The organism is Acrocarpospora macrocephala (assembly GCF_009687865.1).
Taxonomy (GTDB): domain Bacteria; phylum Actinomycetota; class Actinomycetes; order Streptosporangiales; family Streptosporangiaceae; genus Acrocarpospora; species Acrocarpospora macrocephala.
In genome coordinates, this window is record NZ_BLAE01000064.1 from 38,121 (window position 1) to 50,062 (window position 11,942).

Genomic DNA, 11,942 nt, shown 5'->3' on the forward strand with positions numbered 1-11,942 from the left:
CAGTAGAACAGATTCTAGTTAGGAGGTAGGGTAATGCGACTTGTCACCTTCCGCCGCACCCCTGGCCAGGCGCCTGATGCACGTCGACCAGCCCACCGCGACCACCCCGGACACCCGGCTGAACGCGGTCGACGGCCTTCGCGTGCTCGCCGCCCTGGCGGTCCTGGTCTTCCACATCGCCGGCATCACCGGCCTGCAGTACGGCGACGGCCCGCTGGCCTGGCTGCTCTCCCGGGGCGAGGCCCGCGTGGCGGTCTTCTTCGCCATCTCCGGCCTGCTCCTCTACCGCCCCTGGGTCAAACACCTCCTGACCGCCGCGGAACCCCCCGGCACCCGGGTCTACCTGACCCGCCGGGTCCTGCGCATCTTCCCGCTCTACTGGGTGGTCGCGATCACCGCGCTGGTCGCCTTCAACCTCGACGCCGCGAAGACCGTCTGGGACTGGGCCGAAGTGCTCCTCCTGGTGTACGTCTTCGACCCCACCCCGTGGTGGCCGGTGGTCCAGCTGGCCCCCATCGGCCTCCAGCAGATGTGGACGCTCTCCATCGACGTCAGCTTCTACCTGCTCCTCCCCCTGCTGGCCGCCGCCCTCGGCCGGGCCGCGCGCGCGGGCGGCGCGTCCGTCGACACCCGGGCGAAACGCCTGCTCATCCTGCTCGCCGCGCTGTCCCTGACGTCCTTCGCCTACATGTACGCCGTGCACCACCCCGTCTACACCATGCGCATGGAATGGTGGCTCCCGCGCTTCTTCCCGTGGTTCGCCGTGGGCATGGCGACCTGCGTGCTCGCCGTCTGGGCCAGGGCCGACTCCCCCGGCGCCGAACGGGTCCGCCGCTGGGGCGCCGAGATCGCCGCCAACGCGGGCACCTGCTTCGTGCTCGCCGCGATGGTGTTCGGCCTGGCCGCGACCCCGCTCGGCGGGCCGAAGACCCCGCAGTCACTCGCCCCCGACCTGCTCCCCGACATGTTCCGGCTGGTCGCGTACGCGGTGATGGCGTTCCTGATCGTCGCGCCGGTGGCCCTGCAACCGCCCGGGCGGACCTGGGTGACCGTGCTGCTCGGCAACCGGGCGATGCGGTGGCTGGCCAACCTGTCGTACGGGGTGTTCGCGTGGCAGATCATCGTGGTCTGGGCGTACTACGACATCAGCGGGCGGGCGTACCTCGATCAGCAGTTCTTTCCGGTGTTCTTCGTTGTGCTGGCGGTGAGTGTGGTGCTCGCGTGGGTGACGTACCAGCTGGTGGAGAAGCCCGCGCGCGGGTTCGGGAAGCGCGCGTGACGCGGCGGATCGACGCGATCAGCGGGCTCCGGGCGCTCGCCGCGCTCGGCATCCTGGTGTTCCACGTGGCGGCGATGACCAACTTCACGATGACCGGCGGGGTGCCGGGCGCGGTCGTCGCGCGGCTGGACGTGGCTGTGTCGATCTTCTTCGCGCTGTCCGGGCTGCTGCTTTTCCGGCCGTGGGCGCGGGAGATCCTGCTGGCGGAGCCCCGGCCCGCCGTGCGGAAATATCTGTGGCGGCGGGCGTTGCGCATCCTGCCCGCGTACTGGATCACCGTCGTGGTGGCGATGACGATGCTCGCCGAATCGACCGGGTACACGGCCCGCCAGTGGATCCAGATGCTGCTGCTGGTCCAGGTCTACGACCCCGACCCCGGCTGGCCGAACGGCGGGCTCGGCCCGACCGCGCTCGGCCAGATGTGGAGCCTGGCCGTCGAGGCCGCCTTCTACCTGGTGCTTCCGCTGCTCGCGTGGGCGGCCCGCCGCTTCATCCGGTCGGGCACCACCGATTCCCGCGCGGTACGGCTGCTCGCCGCGCTGGGCGGTCTCGGCGCCACCTCGTTCGTTTATGCGATCTTCATGCACGTGCCGGAACGGGTGTTCTGGATCCAGTTCCTGTTACCGCACTACCTGGTCTTCTTCGCCCTGGGCATGGCGATCGCCACCCTGCTGACCTGGGCGGAGGCCGACTCGCCCGGCGGGCTCCGGGCGCGCGCGGCGCGGGACACGGCGGCTTCGGCGGCCGGGACGCTGCTGGTCACGGCTGCTGCGGCGTACTGGCTGCTGATGACGCCGGTGGCCGGGCGGTTTGGGGATCCGTTCACGGGGTTGCGGGACGAGGAGCTCCGGCTGCTGCTGCACACGCTGATCACGCTGCTGGTGGTGCTGCCGGTGGCCTGCCAGCCGGCCGGGCGGACCGGGGTCAACCGGGTGCTCGGCAGCGGGCCGATGCGCTTTCTCGGGCAGGTGTCCTTCGGCATCTTCCTGTGGCAGTTCGTGGTGATGGAGGCGGTCTTCCGGGTCACCGGACTGCCGTACTTCGGAGGAAATTTTCTGACGGTGCTGGGATTGTCGCTGCTGGGCACGGTGGCGCTGGCGGCGGCCACCTACTACCTGGTGGAGCGGCCCCTCCTTGGACGCCCGGCCGAACCTCGGGCGGCCGCACCGCCAGAACCAGTCACGAAAAAACGGGAAATATCGGTTAAGCCACCTAGGCGGCCGCGGCAGCGGGACGTCGCTCGTCAGGATGCCCATCAGGACGCGCTGGACGGAATCCGGGCCCTCGCCGCTCTGGCAGTGCTCGTCTACCACGTCGGCGGCAAGACCGGGCTGACCGAAGGCTGGGGCGCGTGGGCGGTGTCGCGCGGGGACGTCGGTGTGGCGATCTTCTTCACCCTGTCCGGGTTGTTGTTGTACCGGCCCTGGGCCCGCGCCGCCCTGGACGCCGGAAACAGCCCGGAGACCACCGCCTACCTGTGGCGGCGGGCGTTCCGCATCCTGCCCGCCTACTGGCTGGTGGCCGTCATCGCGATGATCTTCTTCAACTCCGGCTACAACGCCTCCCAGTGGGTCTGGGCGAAATGGCTGTTGTTGCTCCAGATCTATGACGTCGGCTCGTGGTGGGGCGGCACCGAAGGCCGCGGCCTGGAGCAGATGTGGTCGCTCTCCGTCGAAGTGGCCTTCTATCTGGCCCTGCCGCTCATCGCCGCCGCGCTGGCCGGGTTCGCCAGGAGCAGTGTCGCCAGGAGAGGGGCGGCGACCGGGACGCGCGCGCTGGCGCTCCTGGCCGGAGTCGGCGCGCTCGGCGTGATTTCGGTCATCTGGACGGTGGTCGCGCACCAGCCCGGCATGCCGCCCGAGTTCAACATGCTGCTCCCCCGGTATTTCCTGTGGTTCGGGGCCGGCATGGCGCTGGCCATCGGGTCGGCCTGGGCCGCGACGGACGAGCGGGCGCGGTCGTTCTGCGCGGCTGTGGCCGGGCGACCCGCCCTGTCCTGGGCGCTCGCGGCGATCGCCTTCGCCGTCGGCAGCACTCCGCTGACCGGGCCCATGCACCTGGGCGCGCTCCCCGCCACCGAAGGCACCACGAAAGCCGTCCTGTGGGCGGTGGTCGGCCTCTTCCTGGTGGCGCCCTCGGCGTTCAGCACCGGCCGCCGGGGGCTGACCCACCTCGTCTTCGGCAACCCGGTCGTCCGCTACCTGGGACGCATCTCGTACGGGATCTTCCTGTGGCAGTTCGTCGTCATCTACGGCTACTACGAGCTGACCGGCAACGAGGCGTCCTTGGGCGGCGGCTTCGCGACGGTCCTGGTCGTCGCCGCGGCGGGCACGCTGGCCCTGGCGGCCCTCACCCACCACCTGATCGAGCAGCCCTTCCACCAGCTCGGCCGGGCGATCACTGCGGACGCGGCGCCGGTGACCCGATCCGTATCCCGCTGACGCACACCCCGGCGCCGGCGGTGATCCCGGAGATCCGGACCGCCGGGCCGCCGCCGACCGCCTGGAGGTAACGCACGCCGCTGCCCCGGTCCAGGCTGATCGGCACGCGGGCGCCGCCGAGGGAGAAGGTGGCGAGGGCGGCGCGGGTCGCGGTGTAGGAGAAGGCCACCGTGTACTTCCTGGGCGGCAGGTCGTGGGCGAGCGGGATGTCGATCCGGCCGGCGACCAGCCGGTAGCAGGCGGGCGTCGAGGTCGGCGCGGCGGCGACCACGGTGGTGAGCGTCATCGGGCGGAGCCGTCCGGTCCGGTCGAAGACCATCGGGTCGGCGGCGGGGGCCGGGCGGCGCATCGCGTCCCGCAGGTCCGGACCGGCCAGCGGCCCGAGCACCCGGGAGGTCATCCGGTAGTCCCCGAACCAGCTCGACATCAGCTGCCGGGGCACCGGCGTGTCGTAGATCTGCACGCTTGACGGCGTTCGCGCCAGCTCGGCGGCGGCCGTGGCCAGGTAGTCGCGGGCCGGTTGGGTCCGGATGTTTCCCGTGTACGCCGACGACGACCACACGGCCAGCGCCACCACTCCGGCGATCGCGACCACGGCGCCCAGCCTGGGCAGGCGCGGCCAGGGGTCCGGTCCCAGCGTCGCCAGGCCGAGGCAGAGCGCGACGACGGGAGCGGTTCCCGCCAGCAGTTCGGTCTGCGCGCCGAGGATCTCCCCCACCGAGGCCACCGAACCGAGCAGCGCGGGGAGGGCTCCGGCGGCCAGGACGTATCCGAGCAGCATCAGCCATGCGGCGGCCGCGTTCGCGCGCGCCCGCACGGTGACCGCGACGACGATCAGGATGACGATCCATGCGGCCACTACGAGCGCGGGGGCGGGTAACGCGATCCCGTGGTCCGGCCGCCCGAAGTACCACCGGCCCGGCCCGCCGATCAGGCCGGTCGCGAAGGTCTGGCCGATCAGCCGCCAGAGGAACCTGACGCCGGTGGCCGGGTCCGGCGCGTGCCACCCCGATGTCGCCAGGCGTGCGACGACGCTGACGGTCACCACGAATCCGTACAGGGTCCACAGGACAGGCGCACGCCGTAGTCGCAGGTAGACGCGGGATAGCACGAACAGCAGGACGGGCACCATCGCGACGGACAGGGAGAACAGCGCGCCCGCGACCACCCAGGACACGGCGGCTATCGCGTGCACCCGTCGTCCTGTCCTCTCCCACAGCACGTGCGAGGCGACGGCCATGGCCACCGCCAGCTGCGGGACCAGCGCGGACAACGACGCCGACCACCAGGTCAGGACTGGCAACGTGAGCGGCGTCACCAGGAAGATCACAAAGGGTCCCAGAATCGCCGGACGCCGTCCGAAGATGACGACCAGCATGCGCAAGACCGCCAGCGACACCAGCGCCTGCACCACCAGCATGATGACCGCGACGACTGTCCAGTCGTAGGCGTCCGCGCGGGCCGGGAACCATCCCAGCAGCAGCCCGCCTGGCGTCAGCCGCCCGCCCAGCGGCGTGAACAGATAGCTCCATCCGAGATCCTGCTCATGCGCCCTGACGATCAGGACGAAGTCGTCCTCGCGGAAGAACGACCGCAGCACTCCGGGCGCCCGCCACCCAAGCTGCACGGCCACCAGCACGACGCCCACCAGGACGGGCAGCCGGGAACCTGTGAGGACGGCGGGCCGGATCTCGGTCTGGGTCATGTGCGCACTCCCGCCAGGGCAGGAACCTCTTCGGGTTCCGGCACAGGGAGTTCCTCCGGCTCCAGCAGCCCGGCCACCAGCCGCCCCAGCACCGGCAGGCAGAGCAACTGGGCCACGACATCCCGGAGCACCTCGGCCGGTGCCTCCTGGCCGAGCGAGGCGAGGTAGTGGCCGAGCCCGGCCGACAGACCGGCCAGCCCGAGGAAGACCGCCACCAGGAGGGGCGAATCGACGACCCTGGACGCGCGGAGCGCTGGTGCCCGCCGCAGGCCCACGACCAGGGCGTGCGTGCCTAGCACCAGCAGCAACCCGAACAGCCCGCCCGTCCAAACCCCGACCACGACGGCCAGCCCGGCTGCCGCGCGGGCGGTCACCCCGGCGGGGACAGCCGCCGGGATCGCCACCACCGGCCGCCGCCACCTGGCCAGCGCCACCAGCACCATCACCAGCAGGAACCCGACCACCAGCGCGGCGCGGTAGCTCGTATCCGGCGGGTACTCGAGCGTGACCCGATGGGCGGACGCTCCCGGTGGCAGGATCCACGCCTGCCGCCAACCATCGAGGCGGACGGAGGTCAGCTCGGTGTCACCCAGCCTGGCCCGCCACGCGCCATTGAAGTTCTCGTTGACCACCAGGTAGCCGGGTTCGTCGGTCCGCGGCCAGAACGCCCGCTCACCGCCCGTCCACTTCTCGGTGACGACGGAGGTGGGCATGACGGGAGGCAGAGGGCGGTCCAGCGGATCCTTAATGGCCATCGACAGAATGCGATAAGGGTCCCGCGCGGCCACCCTGATACGGTTCTCCCCCGCCGCCAGCGTCCACTTCTGGCAGCTGGCGAAGGTCAGCGGCCGCCCGCTGATCAGGTCGGCCACCGTGCCGCCGACGATCCGGGTCGCTACGGGATACCCGTTGACCGACAACGCCGGCCCCACCCCGCAGATCGTCCGGACCGGGAACGACCCCAGCACGCCCGCCGGGCTCACCCCCGGGATGCGGATGTCGGCGATGTGCACGGCCTGGCTGCGCCGCGGCAGGAACTGGAGCACCACCTTCCTGGTGGTGACCGGCTTGAACCGGAAGACGCCGTCCGCCGGCACGTACCCGCCGCGCAGCGCCTTGTCCGCCCAGACCAGCAGCTGCATGGGCGCGGCCCCGGTGATCGTCTCCGGATACGTGATCTCGATCTGGTCGATCTTGCGTCGCTTGCCGAAATCGATGGTCAGGGTGGGCTTGGCGTCGAAGGCTCCCGCGTACCAGATGGTCTTGGGGTCGCCGTCGAAGGCGGACAGGCCGACCGCGGCCGGGTGGTCGACGAGCGTCGAGGAGGCCGAGACGTGCGGGTAGATGTTCGGGAACGTGGTCGCGGTCTCGATCGCGTGCGGCTCTGTGAGCACGGTCTGCCCGACCGCCTCCCTGAGCGCGGAGGCGGGCGAGGTGATCGTACGGTCGAAGCCGAACCCGTCCTCGCCGCGCATCTGCAACTGACCGGAACAGGTCCAGATGAACGACCCCTGCATGCACCCGGGCGCCGCCCCGGTGCTGCCCCCCAGCACGTACGTCGGAATCACCCGGTTGGCGGCCACCCCCGGCACCAGCACGGTCCGCCCGGCGACCACACCGGGAATGGCCAGCTCGGTGATGCCCACCCGGCTGCCGAGGTTCGACTTCGGCCGCCAGGCGACCCGGGTCACGGTGATCCGCACCCGATCGGTCGCTCCCGGCGGAACGTGCACGAGCTGGGCGGCGCCGGTGTTCTTCAGCGTCTGCCGGACCTTCCCGGCCGAGGTCTCCACCTCGATCTCGGTCACGGCGGGCCCGACGAACTGGGTGAAGGCCACCGCCAGCTGCGGGATCGACAACTTCCTGACCAGGTCCACCTGAAGCCACTCGCCGACCGCGCCGTCCCACCCGCCGGACCGCCACGACGTACGGGCGTCACCGTCCACGGCCGCGAACGGCAGGTTGCCGGTGTCCCGGGTGTCCGGCAGCGCGGTCACGTCGGAGGCCGACGAGGACGCGGTGATCGCCTTGATCCCGGCCAGGCGGGCCGGGGAGGTGTAGGAGTCCCAGCCGGGATCGAGCAGGTCGTGCTCGGCGGCCGGGCGCCGGAACTCCTCGCCGGCGGTGAGCGTCGGGGAGTTCGCGAAGCGCAGCTCGCTGAAGGCCACCTCGCGGCGGCGCAGCGTGTCGGTGACGATCGTCCGGCTTCCGGGCACCGCCGCGGCACCGGGGTCGTCACCGAGCAGCACCGGCCGCCCGTCCGCGAGCAACCCCAGGTCGGCCAGGGTGAGCAGGGCCTCGGGCCCGCCGGTGACCCGGAGCGGGTCACCGTTGAGGGTCGCGGCGAGCGGTGCCGGGCGGTCGACCCGGTAGACCTCCAGCGCCTGGGACGGCTGGTTGAACCAGGTGGTCGCGTTCGCGGTCTTCGGGTCGCCGACCACCGGGCCGAAGCTCTTGACCAGGGTGAGCCCGGACTCGGCGACCGCCTCGTGCACGCGTGGCGGCCAGGCCCCCCGGATGGAGAACTTATCCAGATCATTGCGGACCAGGACATAGCCGACCCCCATCCGGCGCAGGACCTCGGCCAGGCCCGCCGACCCCTGCCCGGTGGCGAAACGCTGGTCGATCGCGTCCAGCAGCCGGGTCAGGCCCGCCGACCCCCACGGCACGATCATCCGGCTGGCCCAGCGCGCTTTCAGCAGGGGTTGCAGGGGCTCGTCCATCGGGCGGCCCCACAGGTACTCCCCCCACCGCGCGCCCGGCTGCGCCAGCACCATCGAGTCGCCCGCGTTCTGGTTCAGCCAGGTCGCCGCCTCCCGCCAGTATCCGGGAATTTCCTGGTACGACCCGCGGGCGGCCAGCCCCACCGTCGCGATCGGCAGGAACGTGACGCCGAGCAGCACGGACGAGGTCGCCGCGATCGGCGCCCTGAACCGGGGCACGGCGGAGACCGGCAGGTACGCAAGACCCAGCGCCACCGGCAGCCGGACCAGGGCGTCGAACTTGTGGACGTTCCGGAACACCGCCAGGGTGCCGTCGAAGAGGTCGCGCAGGTTCCCGGCCAGCGGGTTGGCGATCACGCTGAGGTGGCCGGTGACCATGATCGCCGTCCCGGCCAGCACGAGCAGGATCAGGAAGGCGCGTTCCGGGAGGCCGCGCCGTACCAGGCCGACCAGGCCGAGACCGGCCACCAGCGCGGTGAGCACCACCAGCCACGGGCGGACCGAGTGCTCGTAGGCGGCCGGCCACCAGGGCAGGCCGTCGATGGGCAGGTAGCCGATCCAGTTGTTGGCGCCGCGCAGGGTGTTGCCGAGCGAGGTCACGCCGGTGGTGGCGGCGGCGTTCTCGGTGTACGGCATGAACGAGAAGGCGTGGCGCCCCAGGATGGCCAGCGGCACCAGCCACCAGAAGGAGGCGGCGGCGGTGCAGCCGAGCCACCACAGCAGCAGGCGAGTGCGGCGCGGGCCCCGGCCGCGGGTGAGCAGGTAGAGGAACGGGATGATCAGGACGGCCAGCTCGGCGGTGGCGTTGACGCCGCCGCAGCTCGCGATCGCGAGCGCGGAGAGCGCGGCGGCCCGGCGCGGGCTCGCCCCCTCCCGGGCTCCCCTGACCAGCGGGATCAGCATCCAGGGGACGAGCGCGCTGGGCAGGAACTCGGAGGAGTTGACGCCGATCAGGGCCTGCGCGTGGGGGGCGAGGGCGTAGGCGAACCCGGCGATGACGCGGGTGTTGGCGGAGCCGATGCCGAGCGCGTCGGCGAGGAGCACGATGCCGAGAAAGGCGGCACTGAGGACCAGGGCCATCCAGAGGCGTTGCAGCACCCATGGCGGCAGGCCGAGCTCGGTGCCGGCCACGTAGAAGGGGCCCATCGGGAAGAGGTAGCCGTAGGCCTGGTTCTGGATATATCCGAAATGGGTGCTGTCCCAGAGGGTGAGGGCCCGGGTCAGGAAACCCCATGGATTGATCGGCATGTCCAGCTTGGTCTCCGAGATGATCCTCTCGGGGGCGACCGAGAAGGCGATCACGAAGAGCGCGAGGCAGGAGGCGAGCAGGCGCGACCGGCGGCGGAACCGGGAGTCGGCCTGCTCCGGAACGATCAAGAATCTCCTCCGAGTCGCGCGCGAGTAGCCCCGAGGCTAGAACTCGTTCCAGTCAAGAGCCAGGTCGTTCCCCGAATTGTGACGGAACGCCCATCGGCGCCTGAAACAGGTACCAGTAAGCTGCCCGCCGTGGACATCCCGCCCTTCCGCGCCGACCTCGCCCGGTCGGTACGGCTGTTCGCCGCGTTCCGCAAGGAGCAAAGCGATCCGGAGTTCTTCTACGGCCTGCTCGCGCGGGACACGGTCGCCCAGCTGAGTGCCTTCGTCCCGCTGGACGGGCAGCTCGTGGTGGACGTCGGGGGCGGTGCCGGATATTTCGCCGAGGCGTTGCGGGGCGCGGGGGCGCGGATCGTCTGCGTGGACGTGGACGCCGGGGAGATGACCGCGCGGAACGGGGTCATGCCGGCGGGATCCGTCCTGGGCAGCGCGTTGCGGCTGCCGCTGCGGAGCGGGACGGTGGACGTCTGCTTCTCGTCCAACGTGCTGGAACACGTTCCGGATCCGTACCTGATGGCCGGGGAGATGGTGCGGGTGACCCGGCCGGGCGGGCTGGTGTACCTGTCGTTCACCAATTGGCTGTCGCCGTGGGGCGGGCACGAGACCTCGCCGTGGCACTACCTGGGCGGGCATCGCGCCGCGCGCCGCTACCAGCGCCGTCATGGGCGGCCGCCCAAGAACGTGTACGGCGAGAGCATGTTCGGGGTGTCGATCGCGTCCGCGATCCGCTGGACGCGGCGGCAGACCCAGGCGGACGTGGTCGCGGTGCTGCCCCGGTACCTGCCATCCTGGGCGTGGTGGGTGACCAGAGTTCCGGGGGTTCGCGAGTTCGTGACCTGGAACCTGGTGCTCGTGCTGCGCCGCCGATAGATCATGAAATTTCCGGAGATACCCGGGATTCGGGGACGATCGCGGGCGTGAAACGCGCGGCCAGTTCCGATTCGACGAGGGTCGCCATGAGGGTGACCGTACGTTCCCAGGTGAACTCCCCCGCCCAGGCGCGGCAGGCGGCGCCGATCTCGGCCCGGGCCGACGGTTCGGAAAGTTCCTTCAGCGCGCGGGCCACCACGTCGGCCAGGTGTTCCCCTTCGGCCGCGAGCCAGCCTGTCACGCCGTCCCGGACGGAGTCGCGTAAGCCCGCCACGCCGTACGCGACGGTCGGGACGCCGAGGGCGGCGGCCTCGATCACGGTGAGGCCCCAGCCCTCGAATTCGGAGGCGGTGACGTGCAGGGTCGCCGCGCCGAGCAGGCGGATCTTCGCCTCTTCCGGCAGATGGCCATGCAAGACGACTTTTCCGGATAATCGGCGGGCTTCCACCATTTGGGCGAGCGGTTCGAACTCCGGCCCCCGGCCGATGACGTGCACCCGCAGCCCCGGCCACCGGTCGGCGAGCAGGTCGGCCAGCTCGACCACGCGCGCCACCCGCTTGTGCCCGACCAGCCGCCCCAGAAAGACCAGCGCGGGTTCGCCGAGCGCCGGATCGGGCCGCACGCCCTCGCCGACGGTCGCGCCCCCGTTCGGGATGACCTGGATCGGCGCGGTCCAGCCGAGCCGCTCGCGCAGGTCGCGCATCGACGATTCGGACACGGTGACCGTCCGGCACCGGCGGTAGAGCCGCCGCGCCACCGGCCCTTCGACGAAACATCCGATCCGCGCCAGCCACGGCGGGAAGAACGACCAGAACTGCCGGCCGTGCACGTGGTGGATGAGCGAGATCACCGGGGTACGGCGGGGCAGCACGGCGGGGGCGAAGAACGGGATGCCGTTCATGCAGTCGACGACCAGGTCGAGCCGGCGGCGGCGGAGCAGCAACCAGAGCGCGGCGAGCGGGTAGAGGGTGTAGCGGTTGCCCATCCGGCGCAACGTGACGCCGTGCCGTACCTCGGATCTGGGCTGGTCGGGTTCGCGGGCGGTGACGAACCAGACCTGGGCGCCCGCGGCGCTCAGGTGCCTGGCGACCCGCCAGGCGTACTCCTCGGCGCCGCCCGCGACGGACTGCAGCGGTTCGCGGAAGTTCAGGATGGCCACCCTAGCGCCCGATAAACCAGGGTTAATATGAGCCTTGCTCATGTTTTGTACCACAACGTCTCCTCCCGGAGCGGTGCTTTCGGGCATGGCTCACGCCAAGGTCAGACCTGAAGGGGATCTCCGGCGCGGACGGGAAAGGTCAGCGGGTGCCGTAGTTGTAGAGGGGCCTGTCCGGCGGCTGCAAGCTTGGCGAGGCGACATTGATGACGGCCACCGAGGCGACGCCCGCGAGCACAGCCCCGATCGCCACAGCCACGAGCACCTTCAACACCGGCTTCTCCCTTCTGCGGGTTGCCGCGCAGTGTGCCGAGAGTAGAACGTGATCCAGGTAATAGCCAGAGACCTTCCCCAAACCGTGATAAAGAAAGTTACCGCTGGGTATGTCCCGAAA

General features: G+C 71.0%; 7 protein-coding genes. 3 read left to right on the forward strand and 4 right to left on the reverse strand.

What is annotated here, in order from left to right; genetic code table 11:
• Nucleotides 1-76: 76 nt before the first annotated feature.
• Nucleotides 77-1,279 (forward strand): acyltransferase family protein, encoded by a 1,203-nt coding sequence (locus tag Amac_RS41405; RefSeq protein ID WP_155359905.1) that lies wholly within the window; start codon nt 77-79, stop codon nt 1,277-1,279.
• Complete coding sequence (locus Amac_RS41410; protein WP_170322924.1) at nt 1,276-3,720, forward strand: acyltransferase family protein; 2,445 nt, start codon at nt 1,276-1,278, stop codon at nt 3,718-3,720. The genes Amac_RS41405 and Amac_RS41410 overlap by 4 nt, the downstream gene beginning before the upstream one ends.
• On the opposite strand, the gene Amac_RS41415 is transcribed toward Amac_RS41410, so the two are convergent.
• Together Amac_RS41415 and Amac_RS41420 are read right to left on the reverse strand one after the other, a co-directional pair.
• Nucleotides 3,677-5,425: a hypothetical protein gene (locus Amac_RS41415; RefSeq protein ID WP_155359907.1), complete on the reverse strand. Its 1,749-nt coding sequence runs from the start codon at nt 5,423-5,425 to the stop codon at nt 3,677-3,679. The genes Amac_RS41410 and Amac_RS41415 overlap by 44 nt on opposite strands.
• Nucleotides 5,422-9,525 (reverse strand): alpha-(1->3)-arabinofuranosyltransferase domain-containing protein, encoded by a 4,104-nt coding sequence (locus Amac_RS41420; RefSeq protein WP_155359908.1) that lies wholly within the window; start codon nt 9,523-9,525, stop codon nt 5,422-5,424. Before Amac_RS41420 ends, Amac_RS41415 begins: the two co-directional genes overlap by 4 nt.
• A gap of 129 nt (nt 9,526-9,654) precedes the next feature.
• Between Amac_RS41420 and Amac_RS41425 the strand changes: the two genes are divergently transcribed.
• On the forward strand, nt 9,655-10,392 hold the full coding sequence (locus tag Amac_RS41425) for a class I SAM-dependent methyltransferase (protein ID WP_246269043.1): 738 nt from the start codon (nt 9,655-9,657) through the stop codon (nt 10,390-10,392).
• 1 nt (nt 10,393) lies between these two features.
• On the opposite strand, the gene Amac_RS41430 is transcribed toward Amac_RS41425, so the two are convergent.
• Both Amac_RS41430 and Amac_RS57550 read right to left on the reverse strand, forming a co-directional pair.
• A complete protein-coding gene (locus Amac_RS41430; RefSeq protein WP_246269044.1) occupies nt 10,394-11,551 on the reverse strand; it encodes a glycosyltransferase family 4 protein in 1,158 nt (385 codons plus the stop codon).
• 139 nt (nt 11,552-11,690) lie between these two features.
• Nucleotides 11,691-11,822 (reverse strand): hypothetical protein, encoded by a 132-nt coding sequence (locus Amac_RS57550; protein ID WP_281356400.1) that lies wholly within the window; start codon nt 11,820-11,822, stop codon nt 11,691-11,693.
• Nucleotides 11,823-11,942 lie beyond the last annotated feature (120 nt).

Coding starts and splice junctions, on each gene's coding strand:
- Amac_RS41405 (WP_155359905.1), top strand. CDS start 77: ATGCACGTCGACCAGCCCACCGCGACCACCCCGGACACCCGGCTGAAC.
- Amac_RS41415 (WP_155359907.1), bottom strand. CDS start 5,425: ATGACCCAGACCGAGATCCGGCCCGCCGTCCTCACAGGTTCCCGGCTG.